Raw genomic sequence first — 26,926 nt, 5'->3', positions numbered from 1 at the left:
CTGCACTAGAATCGTGCCCGATGACACGTATCTATGACTGCTCGGTCGATGAGGAACGCTCGACGGGCATGAGACTGGCACGCTCGGCGATCGGCCGCGGTGCGCTCGTCGTCATCCCCACCGACACCGTCTACGGCCTCGCCGCGGACGCATTCAACCCCGAGGCCGTGCAAAAACTGCTCGACGCCAAGGGCCGGGGCCGCCAGTCGCCCCCGCCGGTGCTCATCCCGGGCATCCCCACCCTCGACGCCCTCGCCCAGGACGTGCCAGAGCCCGTGCGCGCCCTGGTCGCCGAGTTCTGGCCCGGCGGTCTCACCGTGGTGCTCACCGCGCAGTCCTCCCTGGTCTGGGACCTGGGCGAGACCCAAGGCACCGTCGCCCTGCGGATGCCCCGCAACCAGGTGGCCCTGGACCTGCTGGCCGAGACTGGCCCACTCGCCGTCTCGAGCGCCAACACCAGCGGCCTGCCCTCGGCCATCGACGTCATCGGCGCAGAAGAGATGCTCGGCATCAGTGTCGCCGTCTACCTCGACGGGGGAGTCGCGGGACTGGACTACGAGCCGATCGGCGACCGCGCCGGCGACACCTCCTCCACAATCGTGGATGCCACCGGCTTCGCCACCAACGGCGGCAAGTTGGTCATCGTGCGGAACGGTGTGATCTCCCGGGCCGCGATCGAGGCCGTCATCGGCGACGCTCTCGCCCCAGTGGACGTGTAATGACCCTTTTCTTCCTGTTGGCTGTGGTGTCGGCGGTCGTGACTTTCGTCATGTCGATCGTGGTGCTCAAGCTCACCCACAAGTACCGGCTGTACCCCAAGATCCGTGAACGTGATGTGCACACCCGGCCCACCCCGCGGCTGGGCGGCATCGCCATGTTCCTGGGCATCCTGGTCGCCTTCGGGGTGTCCTACCTGGTGGCTTCCCAGTTCGCGCCGCTTCGGTTGATCTTCGCCGACCCGCACCAGATCATGGCCATCCTCGGCGCGGCCCTGCTCATCGTGCTGCTCGGTGTCGCGGACGACATCTGGGATCTCGACTGGATGACCAAGCTGCTTGGCCAGTTCATCGCCGCCGGCCTGGTGGCCTGGCAGGGCGTGCAGGTCTTCTCCCTGCCGATCGGCGGACTCACCGTCGGATCGTCCTGGATGTCGATCGTGATCACGGTCATGGCCATCGTCATCGTGATGAACATGATCAACTTCATCGACGGGCTCGACGGGCTGGTCGCCGGGGTCGCGCTCATCGCCAACGGTGTGTTCTTCATCTACAGCTACCTGCTGGTGCGCGACACCTCGCCCACCAACTACTTCAACCTCGCTTCCCTGATCGCCGCGATCCTGGTCGGCGCCTGCGTGGGGTTCCTGCCGGTGAACTGGCGCCCCGCCAAGATGTTCATGGGCGACGCCGGCGCCCTCCTCGTCGGGCTGCTGATGGCCACCTCGGCCATCGCGATCACCGGCCAGGTCGACCCAACGGCCGTCAACCGGTCCCAGCTGTTCCCGGCCTTCATCCCGCTGATCCTGCCGGTGGCGATCCTCATCATCCCGCTGCTCGACTTCGGCCTGGCGGTGTTCAGGCGGGTTCGCGCCGGAAAGTCGCCGTTCAGTGCCGACCGCAAGCACCTGCACCACCGGCTCCTGGACATGGGGCACTCGCACTTGCACGCCGTGCTGATCTTCTACGCCTGGACCGCAGCCGCATCGGTGGGCTGCCTGCTCTACTACCTGCTCCCGGTGTTCTTCGGTCTGCCCACCTGGTGGGCCACCGTCTTCCTGGTGAGCGCCCTGGTTATCTGCACGGTTGTCACCCTCGCCCCGCTGAGCCGCCGCAAGGCCATCGAGGCCGCCAGCCAGCTCGCCCCGGCGACCGGCGCCATCGGCGTCCCCACCATTGCCCGGCTTGATCCCCTCGACGAAGCGTCTGACGCCAAGGAGCCCGTATGACCCCCGCACCCGATTCCCCCGACTCCGCAGGCGCGCCAGCCACACCGACCAGGACGACGCCGGTGGATGCCAAGAAGATCCTCACCGAGGTCCTCAAGTACACCGGACTGCTGGCCATCGCGATCGCCGTGATCGGCGGCGGCCTCGGCTACCTGTTCGCCGGAACGGAGGGCCTCATCAGCGCCCTCATCGGCACCGCGCTGGCTGTTCTGTTCGCGTCCATCACCGCCGCCAGCATCATCGGGGCGATGAGGTTCGACATCGCGGCGTTCTTCGGAATCGTCATGGGTGCCTGGCTGCTGAAGATCGTCGTCTTCATCGTCATCCTGGCCCTGCTGCGCGATGCCCCCTTCGTGCAGACGATGGTGCTCTTCCTCACGGTGATCGCCGGGGCCGTCGGCACCATGCTCATCGACGTGATCGTGGTCTTCAAATCACGCCTGGGCTACGCGAGCAATGTCATGCTTCCGAGCGCACCGGATGAGACCGCGCGCTGACCGCGCACCGGTCACGTCGATTAGTCCCCAAGAGCGATTGTTGGTAAAGTGAAAACACTCTCAGGTGGCAGTGTGCGCCCCCGAGCCGTAGACCGAATTCCCCCACTGTCGCCTATGTGCGTCCGCACAGAAACAGGAGATAGCGCTGTTGTCTAACGCTGCGTACTTGCTGATTCCCATGGCATCCGAGGAGGGCGAATTCCACGCTCCGGGGATTGGCGAATTCCTGGGCCTCCCCGCGCTGTTCTTCGCAGACACGCCCTTCGAGATCAACCGCATCATCCTGGTTCGACTGCTGGCCATCGCGCTCATGCTGTTCCTGTTCTGGTTCGCACTGCGCAAGCCCACCCGGGTCCCAGGTCGCAACCAGAGCATCGCGGAGCTCGCCCTCGGCTTCGTCCAGGTGCAGATCGCAGACCAGATCCTGGGCAAGGACATGGGCCGGCGTTACCTGCCCCTCCTGGCCGGGCTGTTCTTCGGCATCCTGGCGATGAACATCACCGGTGTGGTGCCGTTCATGAACATCTCGGGAACATCGATCATCGCGATGCCGCTGCTGCTCGGCCTCGTCGCCTACGTCGTGTTCATCTACGCCGGCATCAAGGCGTTGGGCCCGGGCAAGTTCTTCAAGAACTCGCTCTTCCCCGCCGGTGTGCCGTGGCCGATCTACATCCTGCTCGCGCCGATCGAGTTCATCAACATCTTCATCGTCCGGCCGCTCTCGCTGGCCCTGCGACTCCTACTCAATATGATGGTCGGGCACCTGCTGCTCGTGCTGTGCTTCAGTGCCACGAACTTCTTCTTCTTCACTGCCGGTGGATGGGTCGGACTCTTCGGCGTTGGAACACTCGCGTTCGGGTTCATCTTCACCTTTGTTGAATTCGCCGTCTACATCCTCCAGGCGTACATCTTCACCCTTCTGACCGCCGTGTACGTGCAACAAGCCGTGGCTGAAGAGCACTGACACAACTGAACTGGCTACGTCGACCGACGTCGTTTTTCGATTGAAAGGAAACACCTAGTGGAACCCACCATCCTCGCCGAGATCACCGGCAACATCGCGACCGTCGGTTACGGCCTTGCCGCGATCGGCCCCGGTATCGGCATCGGTATCGTCGCCGGAAAGACCGTTGAAGCCATGGCTCGCCAGCCCGAGCTCGCCGGCCGTCTCCAGGTCACCATGTTCCTCGGCATCGCGTTCACCGAGCTCCTCGCGTTCATCGGTGTTGCCGTATTCTTCATCTTCGTCTAGGGATTACCACAATGCCTGAGCTTGTTCTCGCAGCGGAAGCGGAAACCAACCCGTTTCTTCCTGCCATCTACGACATCACCTGGTCGCTTGTCGTCCTCCTGGTTGTCATGGTCTTCTTTGTACGCTTCGCGATCCCGCGTTTCCGTCAGATCCTTGACGACCGTGCGGAGGCCATCGAAGGGAACATCGCCAAGGCAGACGACGCCCAGCGCAAGGCCGAAGCTGCTCTCGAGCAGTACACCGCCCAGCTGGCCGTTGCCCGCGTCGAAGCCGGCCAGATCCGCGAGCAGGCACGCGCCGACGGTCAGCGCATTCTCGCCGAGCTGCGGGAACAGGCCACGTCAGAGGCCAACCGCATCACGGCAACTGCGAAGGCACAGATTGAGGCCGAGCGTCAGTCCGCTGTCCAGTCGCTGCGCAGTGAAGTCGGATCCCTCGCCATCGACCTCGCCTCCGGCGTGATCGGGGAGAGCCTGAACGACGATGCGCGTGCAAGCGCCATGGTCGAGCGGTTCCTCGCTGACATCGAAGCCACCGAGAACACGGCCCCTTCGGCCGGAAAGAACTAAGACACATGGGAAGCGCCACCAGAGAAGCCTTGGCCACGTCGCGGGCGGCACTCGCCGCCCACGCCGAGTGGGCTGATCTGGCGACGGGTGAGAACCTGTTCGACGCCGGCCGGGTCATCGGTGAGTCGTCTCAGCTTCTCGCCGCTCTCGGCGATTCGTCTGCGGAGGAGTCACACAAGATCGCGCTCGTTCGTGCGGTCTTCGGTGCCACCGTCACGCCCGCCGCTCTCGAATTGCTGCTGAGCGTGGCTGTCGGCCGCTGGTCGAGCCACCAGGATCTGCTGGCCGCGCTCGAAGAGCTGGCGTTGCGGGTGACGGCGGATTCGGCGGAGCCGAACGTGTCGATCCGATCCGAACTGTTCCAGTTCGGTGCGGCGGTGTCCTCGGATGCCGAACTCGAGTTGGCCCTGACCAGCAAGCTGGGTAAGTCCTCAGCCAAGGTCGGACTCATCCAGGCGCTCCTCGCCGACAAGGTGTCGCCCCAGACCCTCGTCATCGTTCGCCACCTGGTGCAGCAGCCTCGCGGCCGCCGTATCGGCGAGCTTCTCACGGATGCGGCCACCATCGTCGCCGATCAGGCCGACAGCATCCTTGCGACGGTCACCGTGGCGGCAGCGCTGCAGCAGGGGCAGTTGGACCGCCTCGCCGCGACGCTCTCGGCCCGGTACGGACGCAACGTCGCCCTCAACCAGGTCATCGACGCATCCGTCATCGGTGGCCTCAAGGTACAGATCGGCGATGACGTCATTGACGGCAGCGTCTCCACCCGTCTCAAGGACTTGAGACTGCAGCTTGCTGGCTAACCTTCGGGTTGCCAGAACACACATATCTCGAGACGGTAACGTGTCGAAAAGACAAAGCCTGTACTGCTGTACAGAAAAGGGAAGATGATGGCAGAACTAACGATCAGCCCCGATGAGATCCGTGACGCTCTCCAGGACTTCGTCAAGTCCTATGAGCCGAACAAGGCCGCAACGACCGAGGTCGGCTACGTCACCACCGCGGGCGATGGCATCGCCCACGTGCAGGGTCTCCCCGGCGTGATGGCCAACGAGCTCATCAAGTTCGCGGACGGCACCCTCGGCCTTGCGCTGAACCTCGACGAAGACGAGATCGGTGTTGTCGTCCTCGGCGAGTTCGCCGGCATCGTCGAAGGCATGGAGGTGTACCGCACCGGCGAGGTCCTCTCCGTTCCCGTCGGCGACGGTTACCTCGGCCGTGTCGTCGACCCGCTCGGCGCCCCGATCGACGGTCTCGGTGAGATCGCCACGGACGGTCGCCGCGCCCTCGAGCTGCAGGCTCCCGGCGTCATGCACCGCAAGAGCGTGCACGAGCCGATGCAGACCGGCATCAAGGCCATCGACGCGATGATCCCGATCGGCCGTGGCCAGCGCCAGCTGATCATCGGTGACCGCCAGACCGGCAAGACCGCCATCGCGGTGGACACCATCATCAACCAGAAGGCCAACTGGGAGTCCGGCGACTCCAACAAGCAGGTTCGCTGCATCTACGTCGCCATCGGCCAGAAGGGCTCCACCATCGCTTCGGTGAAGGGTGCGCTCGAGGATGCCGGAGCGATGGAGTACACGACCATCGTCGCGGCTCCCGCGTCCGACCCGGCCGGCTTCAAGTACCTCGCGCCGTACACCGGCTCGGCCATCGGCCAGCACTGGATGTACGCCGGCAAGCACGTTCTCATCATCTTCGACGACCTGTCCAAGCAGGCCGAGGCCTACCGTGCGGTGTCGCTGCTGCTGCGTCGCCCGCCGGGACGCGAAGCGTACCCCGGCGACGTGTTCTACCTGCACTCCCGTCTGCTCGAGCGTTGTGCCAAGCTCTCCGACGAGCTCGGTGCCGGATCGATGACCGGCCTGCCGATCATCGAGACCAAGGCCAACGACGTTGCCGCCTACATCCCGACCAACGTGATCTCGATCACCGACGGCCAGATCTTCCTGCAGTCCGACCTCTTCAACGCCAACCAGCGCCCCGCGGTCGACGTGGGAATCTCGGTTTCGCGTGTTGGTGGCGACGCCCAGGTCAAGTCGATCAAGAAGGTCTCCGGTACCCTCAAGCTCGAACTGGCCCAGTACCGTTCTCTCGAAGCGTTCTCGATGTTCGCATCTGACCTCGACCCGGCCAGCCGTCGCCAGCTTGCTCGTGGCGCCCGTCTCACCGAGCTGCTCAAGCAGCCGCAGTACTCGCCGTACCCCGTGGAAGACCAGGTCGTTTCGATCTGGGCCGGCACGAACGGCAAGCTGGACGAGGTTCCCCTCGAGGACATCCTGCGTTTCGAACGCGAACTGCTCGACTTCCTCGGTCGCACCACCAGCATCCTCACGACGCTCCGCGACACCAACGTGCTCAGCGACGACACCGTCGCCGAACTGACCACCGCGGTTGACACCTTCAAGCGCGAATTCCAGACCGGTGAGGGCAAGCCCCTGGCTTCCGTCGGCCGTGAAGAGTTCGTCGCAACCAAGGCAGAAGACGTCAACCAGGAAAAGATCGTCAAGCACAAGCGCTGACCGCGCATCCGGTTCGAGCCGCCGCAGGCGGCTCGGACCGGGTACTTGACACTCATCGACACGATATCTAAGCAAGCACAGGAGACACATGGGAGCGCAACTTCGGGTCTACCGGCAGAAGATCAAGTCTGCCCAGACGACCAAGAAGATCACTCGGGCCATGGAGTTGATCTCCGCTTCGCGCATCCAGAAGGCGCAGGCGCGAGTCGCGGCTTCCACCCCGTATTCGCGTGCGATCACGCAGGCGGTGTCGGCCGTCGCCACCTACTCGAACGTCGAGCACGTGCTGACTACCGAACCCGAGGTCATCAACCGTGCCGCGGTCGTCATCTTCGCCTCGGACCGTGGACTCGCGGGCGCGTTCAGCTCGCAGGTACTGCGTGAGGCTGAACAGCTCAGCGAGCTGCTGCGCAACCAGGGCAAGGACGTCGTCTATTACCTCGTCGGCCGCAAGGCCCTGGCGTACTTCAGCTTCCGCCGTCGTGTGTCCGAGCAGTCGTGGACCGGCGGAACCGACCGTCCCGAGTTCGACACCGCCCAGGAGATCGGCGACGCACTTCTGTCGGCCTTCCTGCGCGAAGCCGATGACGGTGGCGTCGACGAGATCCACATCGTCTACAACCGCTTCGTGAGCATGGTCACCCAGGTTCCCCAGGTTGTGCGCCTTCTGCCCCTGGAGGTCGTCGAGGGTGAAGCCGGCGACGTGCCCGCCACGCTGCCGCTCTACGAATTCGAACCGGACCCCGAGACCGTGCTCGACGCCCTGCTGCCGGTCTACATCGAAAGCCGCATCTTCAACGCCATGTTGCAGTCCGCGGCCTCGGAGCACGCCAGCCGCCAGAAGGCGATGAAGTCGGCCAGCGACAATGCCGACAAGCTCATCAAGGACTTCACCCGGCTGTCGAACAATGCGCGCCAGACCGAGATCACGCAGCAGATTTCCGAGATCGTGGGTGGAGCCGACGCGCTCTCATCCGCCAAGAACTAATCCAGAGAAGAGAGAGCAATGACTGACACCGCAATCGCGCCAGTCCTCGAAGAGGGCACAGCCGGCGCTGTGGGCCGCATCGCACGCGTCACGGGCCCCGTCGTGGACATCGAGTTCCCGCACGACTCGATCCCTGGCATGTACAACGCGCTCAAGACGACCATCGTCATCGGCGACGAGTCGACCGAGATCACCCTCGAGGTCGCCCTGCACCTCGGTGACGACCTGGTTCGCGCCATCGCCCTGAACCCGACCGACGGCCTCGTCCGCGGCCAGGAGGTCCGGGACACCGGCTCGCCCATCATGGTTCCGGTCGGCAACGTCACCAAGGGCCGCGTCTTCAACGTCATCGGCGAGGTCCTCAACGCCAAGCCCGGTGAGAAGATCGAGATCACCGAGCGCTGGCCCATCCACCGCAAGCCGCCGCCCTTCGACCAGCTGGAGTCCAAGACCCAGCTGTTCGAGACCGGCATCAAGGTCATCGACCTGCTCACGCCGTACGTGCTCGGTGGAAAGATCGGCCTCTTCGGTGGTGCCGGTGTCGGCAAGACCGTCCTGATCCAGGAAATGATTCAGCGCGTTGCGCAGGACCACGGTGGTGTGTCGGTGTTCGCCGGTGTCGGCGAGCGTACCCGTGAGGGCAACGACCTCATCGGCGAAATGGAAGAGGCGGGCGTCTTCGACAAGACCGCCCTCGTGTTCGGCCAGATGGACGAGCCGCCGGGAACGCGTCTGCGTGTCGCGCTCTCCGCGCTGACCATGGCCGAGTACTTCCGTGACGTCGCCAAGCAGGACGTGTTGCTCTTCATCGACAACATCTTCCGCTTCACCCAGGCCGGATCCGAGGTGTCGACCCTGCTGGGCCGCATGCCGTCCGCCGTGGGCTACCAGCCGAACCTGGCCGACGAGATGGGCATCCTGCAGGAGCGCATCACGTCGACCCGTGGCCACTCGATCACCTCGCTTCAGGCCATTTACGTGCCTGCCGACGACTACACCGACCCGGCTCCGGCGACCACGTTCGCGCACCTCGACGCCACCACAGAGCTGTCGCGTGAGATCGCGTCGAAGGGCCTGTACCCGGCCGTCGACCCGCTCACCTCGTCCAGCCGTATCCTCGACCCCCGCTACTTGGGCGCCGACCACTACAACACGGCCGTTCGCGTCAAGGCGATCCTGCAGAAGAACAAGGAACTCCAGGAGATCATCGCGATCCTCGGTGTTGACGAGCTCTCTGAAGAGGACAAGGTCACCGTGGCCCGCGCCCGGCGCATCCAGCAGTTCCTGTCGCAGAACACCTACATGGCGAAGAAGTTCACGGGCGTCGAGGGTTCGACGGTGTCGCTCAAGGACACCATCGAGTCGTTCACGGCCATCGCCAACGGTGACTTCGACCACGTGTCGGAGCAGGCATTCTTCAACGTCGGTGGCATCAACGACGTCGAAGAGAAGTGGGCTCAGATCCAGAAGGAGAACGGCTAAGCATGGCTTCGGCTTCGCTCACCGTGACTCTCGTCTCGGCGGACCAGCAGGTCTGGTCCGGCGAGGCGTCCATGGTTGTCGCGCGCACGGTGGAAGGCGAGATCGGTATTCTTGTCGGCCACGAGCCGTTGCTGGCCATCCTGTCCAGCGGCGAGGTTCGCATCACGCTGCTGGACGGAACCAAGGTCGTCGCCGAGGCTGACGACGGGTTCCTGTCCGTGGACAACGACATCATCTCCATTGTCGCCCGCCGGGCCGCACTCGTTTAGGCGCCGCCTGATTTAGGATCCTCGTGTTTGTATTGCTACCGCCGTCGGAGACGAAACGCTCCGGCGGCGTTTGCATGCCCCTGGCGATTGACTCCCTGGCCTTCCCGGCGCTGACCGGTCGCCGCCACGTGCTCACTACCGCCCTGGCCGCGCTGGCCGCCGATCAGGACGCCACCGTGCGCGCCCTCAAGCTCGGCCGCACCCAACTCGCCGAGATCGACCGCAACGCCGCCCTGCTGTCCTCCCCGACGACCCCGGTTATCGACAGGTACACCGGGGTGCTCTATGACGCGTTGGCCGCCGACACCCTGTCGCCGGCGGCCCGCGACTTCGCAGGCAGGCACCTGCTGGTGCACTCCGCGCTGCTCGGACCCGTCGGGGGGCTCGACCTCGTACCCGCCTACAGGCTCTCGCACGACTCCCGGCTGCCGGGCCTGCCCCTCAAGAAGCACTGGGCTGCCGACGTGTCCGCGGCGCTCGAGGCCACCGCGTCCGATGGTTCGGGCGGGCTGCTGCTCGACCTGCGCTCGGAAGGGTACGTGTCGCTGGGACCTGCGGCGGGGCATCCGCGGCGGTTCTACCTGCGGGTGGTGACCGAGAGCGCCGACGGTCGCACCCGCGCCCTCAACCACTTCAACAAAAAGGCCAAGGGCGACTTCACCAGGGCGCTGCTGCAGCACGGCCAGGCCTTCGACACCGTCGACGCGCTCCTCGCCTGGGCGCCGACGGCCGGATTCGCCCTGCGGCCCGGCGCTGTCGGCGAACTCGAACTCGTCGTCGCCGGTCACCTCTAGTATGAATTCGTGCAGAGACAACGAGTAAACGTCACCGTCACCGGCGCCGGAGGCAACATCGGCTATGCGCTGATGTTCCGCATCGCCTCGGGCCAATTGCTCGGACCTGACGTTCCCGTCGCGCTCCGCCTGCTCGAGATCCCCAGCGGTCTCCGGGCCGCGGAGGGCAGCGCGTTCGAACTGCAGGACAGCGCCTTCCCGCTGCTGCGCGAGGTGCTCGTGACGGATGACCCGGTGCAGGCCTTCGACGGCGCCAACGTGGCCATCCTCGTGGGCTCGCGGCCCCGCGGACCCGGCCAGCAGCGTGCGGACCTGCTCGAGGGCAATGCCCGCATCTTCGGCCCGCAGGGCGCCGCCATCAACGCCGGCGCCGCCGACGACATCAGGGTGGTGGTGGTGGGCAACCCGGCCAACACCAATGCCCTGGTCACGGCCAGCCACGCGCCGGATGTACCCGCCGACCGTTTCACCGCCCTGACCAGGCTCGATCACAACCGCGCGGTCGCCCAGCTCGCGGCGCACCTGTCGGTGCCGGTCACCTCGGTGAGTGGCGTGGCTATCTGGGGCAACCACTCGGCCCTGCAGTACCCCGACGTGTCCCACGCCACCATCGACGGACGCCCGGTGCGGGAGCTCGTCGACGAGGCCTGGCTGGTGAACGAGTTCATCCCGCGGGTGGCCAACCGCGGCGCCGAGATCATCGCCGTGCGCGGAGCGTCCTCGATGGGGTCTGCCGCCAGCGCCACGGTCGACCATGTCTACGACTGGGTGAACGGCACCGGTCACGACTGGACCAGCGCCGGAGTGTTCTCCGACGGGTCATACGGCGTGCCGGCCGGCCTGGTGTCGTCCTACCCCGTGCGCTCCCTGGGCGGCCGTTGGGCGATCGAGCCGGGGCTGGCTGTTGACGACTTCTCCCGCGCCCGGATCAACACCTCGGTGGCCGAACTGCAGGCGGAGCGCGCCGCCGTCGGTGCCCTGGGGCTGCTCGGCCCGCGAGAATCCGCCTAGGCCGGCGCCGGCGCCAGGTGGCAGCCGAGCACGTGGTCGTTCACGAGCCCGCTCGACTGCATCAGCGCGTACATGGTGGTCGGGCCCACGAACCTGTAGCCGCGGGCTCTGAGTGTCGTGCTGAGCGCGGTGGACTCCGGCGTGATCGCCGGCACCTCGGCCAGATCAGTGAGCGGCGTGCTCCGCGGTGCCGGTGCGAAGCTCCAGATCAGCTCGGTCAGGCTCTCGCCCAGGGCCAGGGTGGTTCGGGCGTTGTCGATGGTGGCGGTGATCTTGCCCCGGTGCCGGATGATGCGCTCATCGGTGAGCAGCCGCTCCACATCCGCCTCGGTGAACGCGGCGACGGCATCGACGTTGAAACCGGCGAACGCGGCCCGGAACGCCGGCCGGCGCCGGAGGATCGTGATCCAGGACAGCCCCGCCTGGAATCCCTCCAGGCACAGCTTCTCGAACAGGCGCTGCTCATCGCGCAGCGGCCGGCCCCACTCCTCGTCGTGGTAGCGCCGGTACTCGGCGTCGTTCGCGGCCCAGCCGCACCGGGCGACTCCGTCGTCACCGACGACGACGGATGGCCGCGGAATCACGGTTTCCTCGGTTGTCATCCGACGTACTCGATGCCCTCGTGCCGCAACAGCCACTGTTTGGTGGGGATGCCCTCGCCGGCGCTGAAACCGGTGATGCGCCCGTTAGAGGCGAGCACCCGATGGCAGCCCACCAGGATCGGCGCCGGGTTCGCGCCGACGGCGCCGCCGATCGCCCGGCCGGCGCCGCTCCTGCCGATCGAACGGCCCAGCTCACCGTAGGAAAGATGATCGCCGAAGGGGATGGCGGCCAGACCCCGCCAGACGCTCTGCTGGAACTCGGTGCCGCGGTTCAACCGCACCGGCACATCGAAGGTGACCCTCGCGCCGGCGAAGTACTCGCCGAGTTCAGCGGCGGCGCGTCCAAGCAGCGCGTTGGGAGCCTCCGGCAGGCCTTCCAGGGGGAGGTGGCCGTCCCTGACGATGGCCAGGGACCAGACCTCGGTGTCATCGCCCGTGAGCTCGAGGTCGCCGAGGGGACTCTGCACGCGGATCAGGTTCGGGGGAGTGGGGGCTGCGCTGGTCATAGTGTGACTGTAGTCGGCGGTCCCGAACGGTTCCGGCGGTTTTCGGACAGGGGAATATCCGGCCGGTCAGGGGCCTGTGGAGGAGGGGCCGCAGGTGGTCACATCATCGCCGCACAGGAATAGTCTGTAGCAATGGCTCAGATCGACTATCGCACTCTCGGCAACTCCGGCCTCGTCGTCTCGACGATCGGTCTGGGCTGCAATAACTTCGGCCGTAACGGCACCAGCACCGAGACCCAGGCGGGTACCTCCCTGGTGATCGATGCGGCCATCGACACCGGTGTGACCCTGTTCGACACCGCGGACATTTACGGCGCGGAACGCGGACTCAGCGAAACCCTGATGGGCAACGCCCTGCGCGGCAAGCGCGACCAGATCGTGCTCGCCACCAAGTTCGGCATGGACATGGCCGGCGCGAACGGCCCCGACTGGGACGCCCGCGGCTCCCGCCGCTACATCCGTCTGGCCGTCGAAGCGTCGCTCACCCGGCTGCAGACCGACTGGATCGACCTGTACCAACTGCACCGGCCCGACGCCAACACCCCCATCGAGGAGACCCTCGAGACCCTGGACGACCTCATCCGTGAGGGCAAGATCCGCTACATCGGCCACTCCAACCTGGCCGGCTGGCAGATCGCCGAAGCCGAATTCACCGCCAGGATCAACCATCACCCGGCCTTCATCTCGGCACAGAACGAGTACAGCCTGCTCGTGCGCGACGCCGAAGACGAGGTCCTGCCCGCCGTGAACGCCTACGGCCTGGGCTTCCTGCCGTTCTTTCCGCTCTACAACGGGCTGTTCACCGGCAAGTTCAGTCGTGAGGGCGGCCCGGCGGACAGCCGCATCATGACCATCCGCCGGCACCTGCTCGACGACGCCCCCTGGGACACCATCGAGCGTTACCAGCAGTTCTGCGACGACCGCGGCGTGAGCATGCTGGCCGCGACCCTGGCCTGGCTCCTGGCCCAGCCCGGTCTCACCAGCGTGATCGCCGGCGCCACCAAGCCGGAGCAGATCGTGCAGAACGCCGAGGCCGCCACCACCTGGCGGCCCACGGCTGAAGACGTCGCCTACATCTCCGCCCTCTTCGCCTGATGCTCTGGACCCTGCTCGTTCGCTACCTCCGGCCGCACTGGCGCCTGCTGGTGGCCGTCGTCGTCTTCCAGCTGGCGCAGTCGATCGCGTCGCTCTACCTGCCATCGTTGAACGCCGACATCATCGACGAGGGCGTGGCCACCGGCGACACCGGCTACATCCTCCGCGTCGGCGGGATCATGCTGATGATCACCCTCGGCCAGATCATCTGCGCCATCATCGCCGTCTACTTCGGCGCCAAGGCGGCCATGGCCCTCGGCCGTGACCTGCGCGGGGCGGTCTTCACCAGGGTCGGCGAATTCTCCGAGCAGGAGGTCAGCCGATTCGGCGCCCCCTCGCTGATCACCCGCTCCACCAACGACGTGCAACAGGTGCAGATGCTCGTGCTCACCACCTGCACCCTGCTGGTCTCAGCGCCCATCCTCTGCATCGGCGGGGTCATCATGGCGATGCGCCAGGACCTCGAACTGTCCTGGCTGATCGCCGTCAGCGTGCCCGTGCTGCTCGTGGCCGTCGGGCTGATCATCGTGCGCATGGTGCCGCTGTTCAGGGTGATGCAGGTGCGCATCGACACCGTCAACCGGGTGCTGCGCGAACAGCTCACCGGCATCCGGGTCATTCGCGCATTCGTGCGCGAAGACGTGGAGACCCGCCGCTTCGGCCAGGCCAACACCGACGTCACCCACACCGCCCTGCAGGCCGGCCGGCTGATGGCGCTGATGTTCCCCGTGGTGATGCTGGTGCTCAACGTCTCCAGCGTCGCCGTGATTTGGTTCGGCGCGTTCCGCATCGAAGACGGATCGATGCAGGTGGGCACCCTGATCGCGTTCCTCAGCTACCTGATGCAGATCCTGATGGCCGTGATGATGGCGACCTTCATGGCCGTGATGATTCCCCGCGCCACAGTGTCGGCCGACCGGATCGGCGAGGTGCTCGACACCGCCTCCAGCGTGCGTCCGCCAAAGAACCCCGTGAACCAGACGCACGGGCACGGCGAGCTGGAGCTTCGGGGCGTGAGCTTCGCCTACCCCGGCGCCGAACAGCCCGTGCTCAGCGACATCAGCTTCGTGGCCAGACCCGGGTTCACCACCGCCATCATCGGCAGCACCGGTTCGGGCAAGACCACCCTGGTCAACCTGCTGCCGCGCCTGTTCGATGCCACCAGCGGCACCGTGCTGTTCGGCGGTGTCGACGTGCGCGAGCTGAACCCCGACCTGCTCTGGGGCCACATCGGCCTGGTTCCGCAGAAGCCCTACCTGTTCTCCGGCACCGTGCGCAGCAACCTGCTCTACGGCAAGCCGGATGCCACCGAGGCCGAGATCTGGCAGGCGCTGGAGACCGCGCAGGCCCGCGACTTCGTCGAACGGCTCGACGGTGGCCTCGACGCCGCCATCGCCCAGGGCGGCACCAACGTTTCCGGCGGGCAGCGGCAACGCCTCGCAATCGCCCGGGCGCTGGTGAAACGGCCGGAGCTATATATCTTCGATGACTCATTCTCGGCGCTCGACCTCGCCACGGATGCCCGGCTGCGGGCGGCCCTGGCCGCGGACGTCGCCGACGCCACCATGATCATCGTGGCCCAGCGGGTGTCCACGATCCTCGACGCCGACCAGATCCTCGTCGTCGAAGACGGCCGCATCGTCGCGAGCGGCACCCACGAACAGCTGCTGGCGACCTCATCGACCTACCAGGAAATTGCGGCATCCCAGCTGGCAGCGGAGGCCACCTCATGAGCGACACCGAAACCGCCGACGACAAGGTACCGGCACGCCCACCGCGGGGCGGCGGCCCGTTCGGCGGCATGAACATGCCGGCCGAGAAGGCGATGAACTTCGGGCCGAGCGCCAAACGCCTGATCGGCACGCTCCGCCCCGAGCGGGTGTGGCTGGTGCTGGTGCTGGTGCTCGCCGTGATCAGCGTCACATTCTCGGTGATCGGCCCCCGACTGCTCGGCGAGGGCACCAACCTGATCTTCTCCGGCGTCGTGAGCAAGGCCCTGCCGGCCGGGGCCACTCAGGCCGAGGTGATCGCCGGACTGCGGGCATCCGGCGACACCGCGCAGGCCGACATGCTCAGCGCCATGACCCTCACCCCCGGCCTCGGCATCGACTTCGCGGCCCTGTCTGCCGTGTTGTTCTGGGTGCTGGCGCTCTACATCCTCGCGTCGGTGTTCAGCTGGCTGCAGGCGCTGGTGCTCAACGCCGTCGTGCAGCGCACGGTGTTCAGGCTGCGCGAGGAAATCGAGGCCAAGATCAACCGGCTGCCGTTGGGCTACTTCGACACCGTCAAGCGCGGTGAGCTGCTCAGCCGGGTGACCAACGACGTCGACAACATCTCGCAGAGCCTGCAACAGTCGCTCAGCCAGGTGGTCACGTCACTGCTCACCGTCATCGGCGTGATCGTGATGATGCTGCTTCTCTCGCCGCTGCTCGCCGTGATCGCGCTGGTCACCGTGCCGCTGACCCTGGTCACCACGGTGCTGATCGCCAAGCGGTCGCAGAGGCTCTTCGTGGCGCAGTGGGCCCACACCGGGGAGCTCAACGGCCAGATCGAGGAGACCTTCTCCGGGCACGCCCTGGTCAAGGTCTTCGGCCGGCAGAAGGAGGTGGAGCAGCGCTTCGCCGCGAAGAACGACGAACTCTACGAGGCCAGCTTCGGCGCCCAGTTCGTCAGCGGCATGATCATGCCCGCCATGACCTTCATCGGCAACCTGGTCTACGTGGCCATCGCCGTCGTCGGTGGCCTACAGGTGGCGTCGGGGGCCATGCAGCTCGGTGACGTGCAGGCGTTCATCCAGTACTCCCGGCAGTTCACCCAGCCGCTGGCGCAGCTGGGCTCGATGGCCAACCTGCTGCAGTCCGGCGTCGCCAGCGCCGAGCGGGTCTTCGAGCTGCTGGATGCCGACGAGCAGACCCCGGACGCCGACCCGGCCGAGACGCCCGCGGAGACCCGCGGGAGACTGGTGTTCGAGGACGTGTCGTTCAGCTACAGCGCCGACAAGCCGCTCATCCAGGGCCTGAACCTGGTGGCCGAACCCGGCCAGACCGTGGCGATCGTGGGCCCTACCGGCGCCGGCAAGACCACCCTGGTGAACCTGATGATGCGCTTCTACGAGCTCGACGGGGGCCGGATCACCCTGGACGGTGTGGATATCGCCGGGATGACCCGCAACGACCTGCGCGGCCGGATGGGCATGGTGCTGCAGGACACCTGGCTGTTCGGCGGCAGCATCCGCGACAACATCGCCTACGGCCGGCCGGACGCCACCGAGGAGCAGATCCTCGAGGCCGCGACGGCCACCTACGTGGACAGGTTCGTGCACTCGCTGCCGGACGGCTACGACACCGTGCTCGACGACGAGGGCGGCAACGTCAGCGCCGGGGAGAAGCAGCTGCTCACCATCGCGCGGGCGTTCCTGGCCCGGCCCAGCGTGCTGATCCTCGACGAGGCCACCAGCTCCGTCGACACCCGCACCGAGGTGCTCGTGCAGCACGCCATGAAGGCACTCCGCGCCGATCGCACCAGCTTCGTGATCGCGCACCGACTGTCGACCATCCGCGACGCCGACCTGATCCTGGTGATGGAGGCGGGCCAGATCGTGGAGCAGGGCAGCCACGCCGAGCTGCTCGAAGCCGACGGCGCATACAGGTCCCTCTACGACTCCCAATTCGCAGCAGCCATCGAGTAGCCCCGGCCCCGCGAACTGTGAGAAAAGCCCCAGAAACGTCGAGTTTCTGGGGCTTTTCTCACAGTTCGCGAGGGGGAGGGAGTGGGTTACTTGGCGGGCCAGACGGGGAGGACGGCGCGGCCGGCGGTGGAGTTGTAGACCACGGCGAACGAGCCGTACCAGGCCAGCAGTGCGGTGAGGATGCCGAACCAGCCGCCGAGCTGGTGGATCGCGGTGATCCCGGTGTACGCGCCGATGGCCAGCAGCACGAAGGTGATCGAGAGGGCGACGAAGACGATGAAGATCGAGCCGTTGGTCTTCTTGGCGGCCACGGTCATGTAGAGCGTGAAGATCGCCCAGGCCAGCAGGAAGGTGCCCATGCCGGCGGCACCGGCCTCGACGTTGCCGCCGGTGCTCTCCAGGTACCAGAACGCCAGCCAGAACGCACCGAACGAGGTGAACGCCGTGGCGCCGAAGGTGTTGCCGTTGCGCAGCTCCCAGATGCCGGCAATGACCTGGGCGATGCCGCCGTAGAACAGCGCGAGGCCGAGGACGGCGACGCTGGAGGGAACGATTCCGGTGTTGGACATGCTGAGCACGAAGGTCGTGAGCGCGAACGCGCCCAGGCCGAGGGCGCCGGGATCGGCGAGGGGGCCGTGGGACGGGGCTGCGGGGGCTGCGGACATGGGTGCGGCGGGTGCTGTCGCGGAGGCCGCGGGGGCCTCCGGATACGTCGTATTGATCTGATTCATTTGTTTTGAGATTATCAGCCGCACCCGGCCCCACCCCGCCGACCGAGTAGTGCACAGGCCACCGGCCCGGCAGGTTCTGCACAGGTCGGCCGGCGTCCGGTCGCCCTGGCCGGATCCGGCGCACCGTCGAGGCATGCAGAAGACAATCGTGAAGACCCCGACTCCCCAGGATTTCCTCGCCCTCGTGCCCCAACTTGTGGGCTTCCACCCCGCCCAAAGCCTGGTGCTCGTCGCGTTCCGCGGCAACCGCACCTGCGGTGCGCTGCGGTTCAACCTCCCCAGCCCCGACGCCGGTCCGCAGGAACTCCGACGCATCGCCGGCGCCCTGCTCGGCACCCTGTGCAAGATTCCCGGCGTTGACGCCCTCGTACCGGTGAGCTACACCGACGAGTCGATCGGCGACGCCCCGGCGACCGACGTGGCCGACCTGCCGCAGGGCGCGTTCCTGCGGGCGATCCTCACCCGCGCCGGCCAGGCCGGCTTCCTGGTGCGCGACGCCCTGTGCGTGGCCGCGGATGGCTGGGCCTCCTACCTGGACGCCGCACCTGACCGTGGCCGGCCACGCAAGCAACCGCTGCGGCATCCGCTCCGCGAAATCAAGGACTCCAGCGTCAGCGAGGGATTCCCAGGCGACGCCCGCCGTGAACTGGGCCGGTTGCACACCGGCGCCGAGTTGCCCAGGGTGGACCTCGCCACCCGGGAACGCTGCGCCAGGCGCCTGGCCCGCTACCAACGGCTCGGCCCCGACCTGGGGCCGGTCCCTGAGCTGATCGAGATGGTCGGCGACATGCTCGACCCTGTCGGCACCGCGGAATCCGCGCTGGGCGTGAACCCCGCCGAGCTCAGCATCGACGAGGCCGCCGCGCTGCTCTTCCTGATTCAGGGTCCGGCCACCCGCGACCAGATGATGCTGCAGTTCGCCTTCGGCGAGGCCGAGGGCCACCGCAGCCTGGCGCTGAACCGGCACTACGCCAGACGGCAGCGGGAGACGGGCCTGAGCATGGACGACGTCGTCGAGGCCGACATGGCGGCCGGCCGGGCCCTGCAGGAAGACTCGCCGACGACCGGGGACCTGATGCTCGGCCTCAGTCGGGACCGGCCGGACCCGGAACGGGTCAGCCGGGGCATCCGGCTGCTCCAGCTGCTCGTGGCGATGGCACCCCGGTCGGCCAGGCCGGCGCCGCTGTGCATGCTGGCCTGGCTGAGCTGGACGCTGGGCCGCGGGTCGGTCGCGGGAATCTACATCGACACGGCCCTGGACATCGACGGCGAGTACGGCATGGCGCGGCTGCTGTTGCAGCTGATCGGCAGCGGCCACCTGCCGGAGTGGGCCTTCGAGGTGCCCGACGAGACGGACCTCTGAGCCCGTTCAGGCAGCCGGGGCCTGCGCGATGCGCACGGTGTTTCCGGACGGATCCCGGAAGGCGCAGTCGCGTGGGCCCCAGGGCTGGTCGGTGGGCTCCTGGAGCACCTCGGCGCCGGACGCACGCACGGTCTCGAACGTCGCGTCGACGTCGTCCGAGCGGAACACGAGCATCGGCAGGACCCCCTTGGCGAGCAGCTCCTGGAGCGCATCGCCGTCGGCCGGCGACCGGCCGGCGTGCGGCTCCGACAGCACGATCTCGAGACCGGGCTGGGCATCGCTGCCGAGCGTGACCCAGCGGAATTTTCCGGACGGCACGTCGCTGCGCACCTCGAGCCCGAGCGCGTCCCGATAGAACGCGATCGCCTCGTCGACATCGTTGACGGTGATGTTGCAGTACTGGAGTGAGATTGTCGTTGTCATGCGACGAATCTAGGCCGCTAGCGTCCGGCGCGCTTCTTGGATCCTGCTCGATTCGCGGGCAGTGCCCGGCGGGCGCCGAACCGGGCGGGTGTGAGTCTGGGCGACACAGGCCGGCATGGCCGTCACGGACGCGTGCGTGCGCGCCCGATAGGCGCTCGGAGCCTCGCCGACGATCTCGGCGAACCGGGTGCTGAACGAGCCCAGCGAGGTGCAGCCGACCCTCATGCAGGCATCCGTGACGCTCGCGCCACCGCGGAGCAACGCCATCGCCCGCTCGATCCGGCGGGTCATCAGGTAGCTGTACGGCGTCTCGCCGTACGCCGCCCGGAACCGTCGGGAAAAGTGCGCGGGCGACATAAGCGCCCGGCGCGCCATGGTGGGGACGTCGAGCGGGTTCGCGTACTCCCGATCGATCAGGTCCCGGGCCCGGCGCAGGCAGGCGAGAATCTCGAGTTCCTGCGGAGTCACCATTTCACGCTAGCACCGGGCCGAGCGACCGGCTAGAGGTGCTTCGGCGCCTCCGACAGCACGCCGTGCAGGATGTCGCCGATCTCGCGGATCTCGGCCGGGCCGATGGTCAGCGGCGGTGCGAGCTGCACGACGGGGTCGCCCCGGTCATCCGCCCGGCAGTACAGCCCCGCCTCGAACAGCGCACCGGACAGGTATCCGCGCAGCAACCGCTCGGACTCCGCGTCGTTGAAGGTCTCCTTGGTGGCCTTGTCCTTGACCAGCTCGATGCCGAAGAAGTACCCCTCGCCGCGCACATCACCCACGATCGGCAGTTCGAGCAGCTTCTCCAGCTCCGCCCTGAACACCGGCGAATTCTCCCGCACGTTCTCGTTGAGCTTCTCCTCCTCGAAAATGTCGAGGTTGGCCAGCGCCACCGCTGCGGAGACCGGATGGCCGCCGAAGGTGTAGCCGTGATAGAACGCCGTGTCGCCGTGCTTGAACGGTTCGTAGATGCGGTCGCTGATGATCGTCGCGCCGATCGGAGAGTACCCGCTGGTCATGCCCTTGGCGCAGGTGATCATGTCCGGTTCGATGCCGAAGGTCGTCGAGGCGAACATGTTGCCGATCCGGCCGAACGCCGTGATGACCTCATCGGCCACCAGCAGCACGTCGTAGGTGTCGCAGATCTCGCGCACCCGCTTGAAGTAGCCCGGCGGCGGTGGGAAACAGCCGCCGGAGTTCTGCACGGGCTCCAGGAACACCGCGGCCACGGTTTCCGGCCCCTCGAACTGGATCATCTCTTCGATACGGTTCGCGGCCCACAGGCCGAACGCTTCCACGTCGTCGCCGTGCCCCGAACCCATCTCATCGGCCCGGTAGAAGTTGGTGTTCGGCACCCTGAACCCGCCGGGGGTGACCGGCTCGAACATCTCCTTGAGCGCGGGGATACCTGTGATCGCCAAGGCACCCTGGGTGGTGCCGTGATAGGCGACCGAGCGGGAGATCACCTTGTGCTTGGTGGGCCGGCCCTGCAACTTCCAGTAGTACTTGGCCAGCTTGAACGCGGTTTCGACGGCCTCGCCACCGCCGGTGGAGAAGAACACCCGGTTGAGGTCGCCCGGGGCATGCTCGGCCAGCCTGTCGGCGAGCTCGATGGCGCTCGGGTGAGCGTAGGACCAGAGCGGGAAAAACGCGAGTTCCTCGGCCTGCGTCGCGGCCGCCTGGGCGAGGCGTTTGCGGCCGTGACCGGCGTTCACCACGAACAACCCGCTCAGGCCGTCGATGTAGCGCTTGCCGGTGGAGTCCCAAATGTGGTGGCCCAGCCCCTTGGTGATGACGGGAACACCGGCACCGGATTCCAGCACCGACTGGCGGGCGAAGTGCATCCAGAGGTGGTCCTTCGCCTTCTGCTGCAGGTCGGCGTTCTCGGCGTCGGTGTAGACGCGTGGGCCGATGGTGGGCTCTGTGATGGTCATCGCGGTTACCGTGTTCCCCAGTCGTACAACTGTTTGTGAAGCTTGAGGTAGACGAAGGTCTCGGTCGAGGCGACCCCCTCAAGCGCGCGGATCTGTGAATTGAGCAGGGCGATCAGTTCGTCGTCGTTCTCGCAGACGACCTCGGCCAGGATGTCGAAGGAACCTGCGGTGAGCACGACGTAGTCGACGGCGGCGATCGCGGCGAGCTGATCGGCCAGGACCCGGGTGTCTCCGGTGGCGCGGATGCCGATCATGGCCTGCCGGTAGAAGCCCAGCTGCATGGGGTCGGTCACCGCGACGACCTGCATGACCCCGGCCTCGGTGAGTTTCTGCACGCGTTGGCGCACCGCGGCCTCGCTCAGACCGACAGCCTTGCCGATCTCGGCGTAGGACCGCCGGCCGTCCACCTGCAGCTGCTCGATGATCTTCTTGGACACATCGTCCAGTTGCGCGGGCCGACCCGCACTGCCGCGTCCATTGCTGCTCATCACCCGATTGTGACAGTGAAGGGGCTATGCGGCAAGTGAATCAGTCGTGAAACACGAGTTTCACAACGGATTCCGGGCGGCTAGGCTGACGCGCATGAGCGCGCTACGCAACTTCATCAACGGCGACCACGTCGAGTCCACCTCAGCGACCACCATCGACCTCATCGACCCTGCCACCGAGCAGAGCTACGGCTCCAGCCCGGTGTCGACCGCCGCCGACGTGGATTCGGCCTACCGGGCCGCCGCGGCCGCGTTCGAGGGTTGGGGCGAATCCACCCCCGCCGAACGCCAGCTGGCCCTGTTCCGCATCGCCGATGGCGTGGAGGCGCGCGCAGAGGAATTCGCCGACGCGGAATCCCGGGACACCGGCAAACCGCGCAGCACCCTCGTCGACGACGAGATCCTGGTGTCGGTGGACCAGATCCGGTTCTTCGCCGGTGCCGCCAGGGTGCTCGAGGGCAGAAGCGGCGGCGAGTATATGAAGGACCACACCTCTTTCATCCGCCGGGAGCCGATCGGCGTCGTCGGTCAGGTGACACCGTGGAATTACCCGCTGAACATGGCGGTGTGGAAGTTCGCCCCGGCGCTCGCCGCCGGCAACACCACGGTGCTCAAGCCCTCCGACACCACCCCGAGCGCCACCCTGCTGCTGGCGGAGGTGGCTGCGGAGTTCCTGCCGCCGGGCGTGTTCAACGTGGTGATGGGGGATCGCAGCACCGGAGCGGCGATGATCGACCACAAGATCCCGCAACTGGTCTCGATCACCGGTTCGGTGCGCGCCGGCATGGAGGTGGCCAGGGCCGCCGCCACCGACCTCAAACGGGTGCACCTGGAGCTCGGCGGCAAGGCGCCGGTCGTCGTCTTCGACGACGCCGACATCGCGCAGGCCGTTGAGGGCATCAGCGCGGCAGGCTTCTTCAACGCCGGCCAGGACTGCACGGCAGCCACCCGGGTGCTCGTGCAGGCCGGCATCCACGACGAGTTCGTGGCGGCGCTCGCCGCCCACGCCGCCCAGAACGCCCGCACCGGGCCGCCGAGCGAGGCGGGCATCCTGTTCGGACCGGTGAACAACCGCAACCAGCTGGACCAGGTGACCGGCTTCATCGACCGGCTGCCCGACCACGCCGTGGTCGAGCTCGGCGGCCACCGGCAGGGCAGCACCGGCTATTTCCACGAGGCCACCGTGGTGAGCGGGCTGCGGCAGACCGACGAGGCGGTGCAGCGGGAGATCTTCGGCCCGGTGATCACCGTGCAGAGCTTCACCGATGAAGCCGAGGCCCTGGCCTGGGCCAACGACGTGCAGTACGGGCTGGCCTCGTCGGTGTGGACCTCCAATCATGGGCGGGCCATGCGGATGGCCAAGCGCCTGGACTTCGGCTGCGTCTGGATCAACACCCACATTCCGATCGTCGCCGAGATGCCGCACGGCGGGTTCAAACACTCCGGCTACGGCAAGGACCTGTCAATGTACGGCTTCGAGGACTACACCCGGATCAAGCACGTGATGAGCTACATCGGCTGAGTCGACTCGGCCGTCGGGTTTAGCATCAAAGGAACGAGGGAGCCTGATGCAACTGGGACGGGTCGGCTGCGAGACCGCGCCGTTGGAGAGCGCCGAATGGACGTTCGTGGTGGGCCGCGGGTTCCTGGCCGTTGTGCCCGCCAGCACCGCCAGCCCCGTCGTGGCCGCCCTGCACGCCCTCGCCGCTGAGACCGCCGTCACACTCGAGGCGCTCGTGTCGCTGATCCCGCTTGGCGGTGCTGGAGAACCGGACGCGTTCGCGGTGATCGTGCCGGGCGTCCGCCGCGCCGGCGACGGGACAAACGGAGACGACCCGACGCAAGACGGCATCCCCGTGCACGCCGTCGTGCGTGGAGCCATCGCCGTGGACGTCTTCTCGATCGGGGGATCCCGCCGGTTCACCGACCGCAACATCAGGCCCTGGCTGCTGGCGGAGTTCCAGTCCGTGACCGGGCTGGTGATCGGCTCACCGCTGGCCGCCGTCGCTCGGGCCGACCGGCTGGGTGCCGGGCGGATGCTGGGCACGGGCATCGACGCCGGTGACACCCTGTTCTGGTCGGTCGCCGGGGAACCGGACGGCACCGCTGACACTGTGCTTCGCCCCAGGCGGATCGTGGACGACACCGTCGTGCTCGACCGGCGAATGCGTGACCGTGTTGTCGTCGTGGCCGCCGGTGCACCGGCCGTCGAGCCGTCGGGCGAACCGGCCGACCCATCCGCCGGCGAATCCGCCGCCGAATCTGCCGCCGACGAACCCGCCGACCGGCCGGGGCCCCACGGGTTCAGGTTGGCCACCGGCGAGGTGGTGCGACTGGGCGCGGTGTACCGGATCGGGCGAAGCCCCCGGCCTCGGCGCATCCAGCCCGGTGAGCGGCTGGAGCTGATCGTGGTGGCCTCAACGACAGCGCTCGTCTCGGCGAATCACCTCGAAATCCGGCAGGACGGCGACGCCGTCGTCGTCACCGACCTCGGTTCGACGAACGGCACACTGGTTCATTTTCCCCTCGGTCGCACCCAGCGGTTGCGCTTCGGAGCCTCGCTCACGGTGTTGCCCGGTACAACGGTGGACATCGGGGACGGTAACCTGATCGAGATACTGCCAGCGGACTGACCGTCGTTCGCTGCGTTGCCGCACGTTTGTATTCGGAAGGCACCACCCGTGACCCAGATAGGTCAAGGCTCACCCAGCCACACGATCGCGCTCCCCGCGGTGAAGAAATCCGTCACCCTGGCCTGGTCCGCGCTCACCGACGTTGGTCATCGCCGCGAAGTCAATGAAGACAGCCTGGTAACCCGATCACCCATTTTTGCGGTGGCCGACGGCATGGGCGGCCACTCCGCCGGCGATGTCGCCAGCAAGGCCGTGGTGACCCGGCTCGCCGAACTGGGCAGCGACGCTGATACGACGGCAGAGGCCATCAACCGGGCCCTCGCCCTCGCCGTTGACGACATGAAGGCCGGCGAAGGCGTCACCGACCTGGGCACCGGCACCACCGTCACCGGCGTTGCCGTGGCCATCGTCTCGGATGCCCCGCAGTTCATCGCGTACAACATCGGCGACTCGCGGGTCTACCAGCTCAGCTCCGGAGTCCTGGAGCAGGTGACGGTCGACCATTCGGTGGTGCAGGAGCTCGTCGACGCGGGCCGGATCACCCGTGAGGAAGCGGATGTGCATCCGCACGGAAATGTCATCACCCGGGCCGTCGGATTCCACGAACCACCGGTGCCCGACTATCGCATCCTGCCGCTGACGGCGGGCCAGCGCATCCTGGTCTGTTCGGACGGTCTCACCAAGGAGCTGACCGCATACGGCATCCGGCATTTTCTGCTGTCGAACCCGAAGGCCGAGGACGCCGTCGCGGCCCTGGTGACCGCGGCGCTGGAGAACGGCGGCCGCGACAACGTGACCGCGATAGTCCTGGACGTGCTCAGCGTCGACGATCTCGACGGTAGTCATGACGAGAGTGTTCATGACGCCGATGTTCATGACGACGATGTTCATGACGCCGGTGTTCATGACGACGCGGCCGACGCCGCTGCCGGGGCCTGACGACCCGCAGCCGTAGAATTGTGCAGGGTCGTCGATACCCGTGACGACGACCACATCCTGCGATCAGGCAGGGCAAGCAGGCAATCCGGTCGGTTCCTTCGACCGTTCGAGACGATTCACGGGAGGCGCCATGGCGGTAAGACTGCCGTCGACGCCCCCGGCCCTGCCGGGGTTCTCCTACCTGAGGCCGTTGGGTGCCGGTGGCTTCGCCGATGTGTTCCTGTACGAACAGAACCTGCCGCGGCGCCAGGTGGCAGTCAAGGTCCTCATCGCCGAGGTTGTCAGCGACCCGGTCAGGCGTCTGTTCCAGGCCGAGGCGAACCTGATGGCTCAGCTGTCAGCCCACCCGTCGGTGCTCACGGTGTTCCAGGCCGGGGTGTCCGCCGACGGCCGCCCGTTCCTGGTGATGGAGTACTGCTCCAACGCCCTCGAGCAGCGCTACCGGTCGGGCCGCCTGCCGGTGTCCGAACTGCTCCGGATCGGGGTGACCATCGCCAGCGCCGTGGAGACCGCCCATCGGGCCGGCGTGCTGCACCGGGACATCAAGCCGTCGAACATCCTGATCACCGCGTACGGGCATCCGGTCCTGTCCGACTTCGGCATTGCGGCCACCCTCGGTGAGGTGGAGGAGAGCGACCAGGTCGGGCTCTCGATCCCGTGGTCGGCGCCCGAGGTGCTGTTCGACGAGAGCCCGGGCTCGGTGGCCGCCGAGGTCTGGTCACTCGGGGCGACGCTCTACACGCTGCTGGCCGGCCGGTCGCCGTTCGAACTACCCGGCGATCGCAACGGGCCCGCCCAGCTGATGGCCCGCATCCAGAAGATGGCCCTGCCGCCCATCGGTCGGCCCGACGTGCCGGAGCGCCTGGAGCTGGTGCTGGCCCGGGCCCTCTCCAAACGCCCCGAGCGGCGCCAGGCCAGTGCGCTCGAGCTGATCCGGGAGCTGCAGGCCGTAGAGGCCGAGCTCGGGCTCGCCCAGACTCCGCTCGAGCTCGCGACGGCCGAGTGGGAAGCCCAGGCCGCCGGGGACGCCGACGATCAGACCCGCATCACCGGCCTGGTCTCCGTGGACGCTCAGCCGGCCCGCCGCCAACGTCGGGAGTCGGGCGCCGCCCGCACCGCTGCTTCGCCGGCCCGCGCCGACCCGACCCGCGCCGACCGTCCGCGCCCCGCCCAGCGGCGGCGCACTCTCGCGGCCGTC

Annotated in this window: 28 protein-coding genes; 21 read left to right on the top strand and 7 right to left on the bottom strand. The window is 67.1% G+C overall.

The window, feature by feature from the left end:
- The first annotated feature begins 20 nt into the window (after nucleotides 1-20).
- The 13 genes from E3O60_RS08745 (at nucleotide 21) to E3O60_RS08685 (ending at nucleotide 11,335) form a co-directional block, all read left to right on the top strand.
- The gene (locus tag E3O60_RS08745) at nucleotides 21-719 is read left to right on the top strand and encodes an L-threonylcarbamoyladenylate synthase (protein ID WP_103431192.1); all 699 of its coding nucleotides are present in this window, start codon (nucleotides 21-23) and stop codon (nucleotides 717-719) included.
- Nucleotides 719-1,945, top strand: a complete 1,227-nt coding sequence (locus E3O60_RS08740) for an MraY family glycosyltransferase (RefSeq protein WP_088455445.1) — start codon at nucleotides 719-721, stop codon at nucleotides 1,943-1,945. Before E3O60_RS08745 ends, E3O60_RS08740 begins: the two co-directional genes overlap by 1 nt.
- Nucleotides 1,942-2,442, top strand: coding sequence for a hypothetical protein (locus E3O60_RS08735; RefSeq protein WP_088455446.1), 501 nt, complete (start codon nucleotides 1,942-1,944; stop codon nucleotides 2,440-2,442). Before E3O60_RS08740 ends, E3O60_RS08735 begins: the two co-directional genes overlap by 4 nt.
- Nucleotides 2,443-2,620: 178 nt before the next feature.
- Entirely contained in the window at nucleotides 2,621-3,406 is a 786-nt protein-coding gene (gene atpB, locus E3O60_RS08730; protein ID WP_088455447.1) for a F0F1 ATP synthase subunit A, read from the top strand.
- A gap of 57 nt (nucleotides 3,407-3,463) precedes the next feature.
- Nucleotides 3,464-3,694 carry an ATP synthase F0 subunit C gene (gene atpE, locus E3O60_RS08725; protein WP_088455448.1) on the top strand — a complete coding sequence of 77 codons (231 nt, stop codon included), beginning with the start codon at nucleotides 3,464-3,466 and terminating at the stop codon, nucleotides 3,692-3,694.
- A gap of 11 nt (nucleotides 3,695-3,705) precedes the next feature.
- Nucleotides 3,706-4,263, top strand: coding sequence for a F0F1 ATP synthase subunit B (locus tag E3O60_RS08720; RefSeq protein ID WP_088455449.1), 558 nt, complete (start codon nucleotides 3,706-3,708; stop codon nucleotides 4,261-4,263).
- Nucleotides 4,264-4,268: 5 nt separating this feature from the next.
- Nucleotides 4,269-5,066, top strand: a complete 798-nt coding sequence (locus E3O60_RS08715; protein ID WP_088455450.1) for a F0F1 ATP synthase subunit delta — start codon at nucleotides 4,269-4,271, stop codon at nucleotides 5,064-5,066.
- A gap of 87 nt (nucleotides 5,067-5,153) precedes the next feature.
- A complete protein-coding gene (gene atpA, locus E3O60_RS08710) occupies nucleotides 5,154-6,791 on the top strand; it encodes a F0F1 ATP synthase subunit alpha (protein ID WP_103459663.1) in 1,638 nt (545 codons plus the stop codon).
- A gap of 88 nt (nucleotides 6,792-6,879) precedes the next feature.
- Nucleotides 6,880-7,779 (top strand): F0F1 ATP synthase subunit gamma, encoded by a 900-nt coding sequence (locus E3O60_RS08705; RefSeq protein ID WP_088455451.1) that lies wholly within the window; start codon nucleotides 6,880-6,882, stop codon nucleotides 7,777-7,779.
- Nucleotides 7,780-7,797: 18 nt separating this feature from the next.
- Nucleotides 7,798-9,261, top strand: coding sequence for a F0F1 ATP synthase subunit beta (atpD, locus tag E3O60_RS08700; protein ID WP_088455452.1), 1,464 nt, complete (start codon nucleotides 7,798-7,800; stop codon nucleotides 9,259-9,261).
- 2 nt (nucleotides 9,262-9,263) lie between these two features.
- A complete protein-coding gene (locus tag E3O60_RS08695) occupies nucleotides 9,264-9,530 on the top strand; it encodes a F0F1 ATP synthase subunit epsilon (protein WP_088455453.1) in 267 nt (88 codons plus the stop codon).
- Between the two features lie 23 nt (nucleotides 9,531-9,553).
- Nucleotides 9,554-10,324: a YaaA family protein gene (locus tag E3O60_RS08690; RefSeq protein ID WP_088455454.1), complete on the top strand. Its 771-nt coding sequence runs from the start codon at nucleotides 9,554-9,556 to the stop codon at nucleotides 10,322-10,324.
- 9 nt (nucleotides 10,325-10,333) lie between these two features.
- Nucleotides 10,334-11,335, top strand: coding sequence for a malate dehydrogenase (locus tag E3O60_RS08685; protein WP_134408543.1), 1,002 nt, complete (start codon nucleotides 10,334-10,336; stop codon nucleotides 11,333-11,335).
- Here the strand turns inward: E3O60_RS08685 and E3O60_RS08680 are convergent.
- Nucleotides 11,332-11,937, bottom strand: coding sequence for a DNA-3-methyladenine glycosylase I (locus tag E3O60_RS08680; protein WP_103478790.1), 606 nt, complete (start codon nucleotides 11,935-11,937; stop codon nucleotides 11,332-11,334). The two genes, E3O60_RS08685 and E3O60_RS08680, sit on opposite strands and share 4 nt — an antisense overlap.
- A complete protein-coding gene (locus E3O60_RS08675; protein WP_088455457.1) occupies nucleotides 11,934-12,443 on the bottom strand; it encodes a methylated-DNA--[protein]-cysteine S-methyltransferase in 510 nt (169 codons plus the stop codon). The genes E3O60_RS08680 and E3O60_RS08675 overlap by 4 nt, the downstream gene beginning before the upstream one ends.
- Nucleotides 12,444-12,575: 132 nt before the next feature.
- Here E3O60_RS08675 and E3O60_RS08670 point away from each other — a divergent pair, with 132 nt between their 5' ends.
- From E3O60_RS08670 to E3O60_RS08660, 3 genes are read left to right on the top strand one after another with little or no spacing between them, the layout of a single operon-like run.
- Entirely contained in the window at nucleotides 12,576-13,538 is a 963-nt protein-coding gene (locus tag E3O60_RS08670; RefSeq protein ID WP_088455458.1) for an aldo/keto reductase, read from the top strand.
- A complete protein-coding gene (locus E3O60_RS08665) occupies nucleotides 13,538-15,271 on the top strand; it encodes an ABC transporter ATP-binding protein (RefSeq protein ID WP_103459631.1) in 1,734 nt (577 codons plus the stop codon). The genes E3O60_RS08670 and E3O60_RS08665 overlap by 1 nt, the downstream gene beginning before the upstream one ends.
- On the top strand, nucleotides 15,268-17,226 hold the full coding sequence (locus E3O60_RS08660; protein WP_134497797.1) for an ABC transporter ATP-binding protein: 1,959 nt from the start codon (nucleotides 15,268-15,270) through the stop codon (nucleotides 17,224-17,226). Before E3O60_RS08665 ends, E3O60_RS08660 begins: the two co-directional genes overlap by 4 nt.
- A gap of 86 nt (nucleotides 17,227-17,312) precedes the next feature.
- Here the strand turns inward: E3O60_RS08660 and E3O60_RS08655 are convergent, their stop codons facing one another.
- Nucleotides 17,313-17,957, bottom strand: a complete 645-nt coding sequence (locus tag E3O60_RS08655) for an acetate uptake transporter (protein WP_240632392.1) — start codon at nucleotides 17,955-17,957, stop codon at nucleotides 17,313-17,315.
- Between the two features lie 133 nt (nucleotides 17,958-18,090).
- Here E3O60_RS08655 and E3O60_RS08650 point away from each other — a divergent pair, with 133 nt between their 5' ends.
- Entirely contained in the window at nucleotides 18,091-19,320 is a 1,230-nt protein-coding gene (locus E3O60_RS08650) for a DUF4192 family protein (RefSeq protein ID WP_134497795.1), read from the top strand.
- A gap of 6 nt (nucleotides 19,321-19,326) precedes the next feature.
- On the opposite strand, the gene E3O60_RS08645 is transcribed toward E3O60_RS08650, so the two are convergent.
- The 4 genes from E3O60_RS08645 to E3O60_RS08630 are packed head-to-tail and all read right to left on the bottom strand — an operon-like array spanning nucleotide 19,327 to nucleotide 22,156.
- Nucleotides 19,327-19,743: a VOC family protein gene (locus E3O60_RS08645; protein ID WP_134497793.1), complete on the bottom strand. Its 417-nt coding sequence runs from the start codon at nucleotides 19,741-19,743 to the stop codon at nucleotides 19,327-19,329.
- 9 nt (nucleotides 19,744-19,752) lie between these two features.
- Nucleotides 19,753-20,211 carry a helix-turn-helix transcriptional regulator gene (locus tag E3O60_RS08640; protein WP_088457897.1) on the bottom strand — a complete coding sequence of 153 codons (459 nt, stop codon included), beginning with the start codon at nucleotides 20,209-20,211 and terminating at the stop codon, nucleotides 19,753-19,755.
- Nucleotides 20,212-20,243: 32 nt separating this feature from the next.
- A complete protein-coding gene (locus E3O60_RS08635) occupies nucleotides 20,244-21,668 on the bottom strand; it encodes an aspartate aminotransferase family protein (protein ID WP_103459625.1) in 1,425 nt (474 codons plus the stop codon).
- A 5-nt stretch (nucleotides 21,669-21,673) separates the two neighbouring features.
- The gene (locus E3O60_RS08630; RefSeq protein WP_134497791.1) at nucleotides 21,674-22,156 is read right to left on the bottom strand and encodes an Lrp/AsnC family transcriptional regulator; all 483 of its coding nucleotides are present in this window, start codon (nucleotides 22,154-22,156) and stop codon (nucleotides 21,674-21,676) included.
- A 94-nt stretch (nucleotides 22,157-22,250) separates the two neighbouring features.
- Here E3O60_RS08630 and E3O60_RS08625 point away from each other — a divergent pair, with 94 nt between their 5' ends.
- The 4 genes from E3O60_RS08625 to E3O60_RS08610 form a co-directional block, all read left to right on the top strand.
- The gene (locus tag E3O60_RS08625) at nucleotides 22,251-23,678 is read left to right on the top strand and encodes a gamma-aminobutyraldehyde dehydrogenase (protein WP_088455465.1); all 1,428 of its coding nucleotides are present in this window, start codon (nucleotides 22,251-22,253) and stop codon (nucleotides 23,676-23,678) included.
- Nucleotides 23,679-23,724: 46 nt separating this feature from the next.
- Nucleotides 23,725-24,789, top strand: coding sequence for an FHA domain-containing protein (locus E3O60_RS08620; RefSeq protein ID WP_134497789.1), 1,065 nt, complete (start codon nucleotides 23,725-23,727; stop codon nucleotides 24,787-24,789).
- A 48-nt stretch (nucleotides 24,790-24,837) separates the two neighbouring features.
- Nucleotides 24,838-25,728, top strand: a complete 891-nt coding sequence (locus E3O60_RS08615) for a PP2C family serine/threonine-protein phosphatase (RefSeq protein WP_134497787.1) — start codon at nucleotides 24,838-24,840, stop codon at nucleotides 25,726-25,728.
- A 130-nt stretch (nucleotides 25,729-25,858) separates the two neighbouring features.
- The coding region (locus tag E3O60_RS08610) for a serine/threonine-protein kinase (RefSeq protein WP_134497785.1) at nucleotides 25,859-26,926 on the top strand (1,068 nt) is incomplete at its 3' end.

Source organism: Cryobacterium sp. TMB1-7 (assembly GCF_004402435.1).
Lineage (GTDB): Bacteria > Actinomycetota > Actinomycetes > Actinomycetales > Microbacteriaceae > Cryobacterium > Cryobacterium zongtaii.
The sequence above is the reverse complement of the archived record's forward strand: the minus strand, read 5'-3'. Positions and strand labels throughout refer to the sequence as shown.

What these genes read in the sequence shown, in the direction of transcription:
- E3O60_RS08745 (WP_103431192.1), top strand. Translation starts at nt 21, where the DNA reads ATGACACGTATCTATGACTGCTCGGTCGATGAGGAACGCTCGACGGGC.
- E3O60_RS08740 (WP_088455445.1), top strand. Translation starts at nt 719, where the DNA reads ATGACCCTTTTCTTCCTGTTGGCTGTGGTGTCGGCGGTCGTGACTTTC.
- E3O60_RS08735 (WP_088455446.1), top strand. Translation starts at nt 1,942, where the DNA reads ATGACCCCCGCACCCGATTCCCCCGACTCCGCAGGCGCGCCAGCCACA.
- atpB (WP_088455447.1), top strand. Translation starts at nt 2,621, where the DNA reads ATGGCATCCGAGGAGGGCGAATTCCACGCTCCGGGGATTGGCGAATTC.
- E3O60_RS08720 (WP_088455449.1), top strand. Translation starts at nt 3,706, where the DNA reads ATGCCTGAGCTTGTTCTCGCAGCGGAAGCGGAAACCAACCCGTTTCTT.
- E3O60_RS08715 (WP_088455450.1), top strand. Translation starts at nt 4,269, where the DNA reads ATGGGAAGCGCCACCAGAGAAGCCTTGGCCACGTCGCGGGCGGCACTC.
- atpA (WP_103459663.1), top strand. Translation starts at nt 5,154, where the DNA reads ATGGCAGAACTAACGATCAGCCCCGATGAGATCCGTGACGCTCTCCAG.
- E3O60_RS08705 (WP_088455451.1), top strand. Translation starts at nt 6,880, where the DNA reads ATGGGAGCGCAACTTCGGGTCTACCGGCAGAAGATCAAGTCTGCCCAG.
- atpD (WP_088455452.1), top strand. Translation starts at nt 7,798, where the DNA reads ATGACTGACACCGCAATCGCGCCAGTCCTCGAAGAGGGCACAGCCGGC.
- E3O60_RS08695 (WP_088455453.1), top strand. Translation starts at nt 9,264, where the DNA reads ATGGCTTCGGCTTCGCTCACCGTGACTCTCGTCTCGGCGGACCAGCAG.
- E3O60_RS08680 (WP_103478790.1), bottom strand. Translation starts at nt 11,937, where the DNA reads ATGACAACCGAGGAAACCGTGATTCCGCGGCCATCCGTCGTCGTCGGT.
- E3O60_RS08675 (WP_088455457.1), bottom strand. Translation starts at nt 12,443, where the DNA reads ATGACCAGCGCAGCCCCCACTCCCCCGAACCTGATCCGCGTGCAGAGT.
- E3O60_RS08670 (WP_088455458.1), top strand. Translation starts at nt 12,576, where the DNA reads ATGGCTCAGATCGACTATCGCACTCTCGGCAACTCCGGCCTCGTCGTC.
- E3O60_RS08665 (WP_103459631.1), top strand. Translation starts at nt 13,538, where the DNA reads ATGCTCTGGACCCTGCTCGTTCGCTACCTCCGGCCGCACTGGCGCCTG.
- E3O60_RS08660 (WP_134497797.1), top strand. Translation starts at nt 15,268, where the DNA reads ATGAGCGACACCGAAACCGCCGACGACAAGGTACCGGCACGCCCACCG.
- E3O60_RS08655 (WP_240632392.1), bottom strand. Translation starts at nt 17,957, where the DNA reads ATGAATCAGATCAATACGACGTATCCGGAGGCCCCCGCGGCCTCCGCG.
- E3O60_RS08650 (WP_134497795.1), top strand. Translation starts at nt 18,091, where the DNA reads ATGCAGAAGACAATCGTGAAGACCCCGACTCCCCAGGATTTCCTCGCC.
- E3O60_RS08645 (WP_134497793.1), bottom strand. Translation starts at nt 19,743, where the DNA reads ATGACAACGACAATCTCACTCCAGTACTGCAACATCACCGTCAACGAT.
- E3O60_RS08635 (WP_103459625.1), bottom strand. Translation starts at nt 21,668, where the DNA reads ATGACCATCACAGAGCCCACCATCGGCCCACGCGTCTACACCGACGCC.
- E3O60_RS08630 (WP_134497791.1), bottom strand. Translation starts at nt 22,156, where the DNA reads ATGAGCAGCAATGGACGCGGCAGTGCGGGTCGGCCCGCGCAACTGGAC.
- E3O60_RS08625 (WP_088455465.1), top strand. Translation starts at nt 22,251, where the DNA reads ATGAGCGCGCTACGCAACTTCATCAACGGCGACCACGTCGAGTCCACC.
- E3O60_RS08620 (WP_134497789.1), top strand. Translation starts at nt 23,725, where the DNA reads ATGCAACTGGGACGGGTCGGCTGCGAGACCGCGCCGTTGGAGAGCGCC.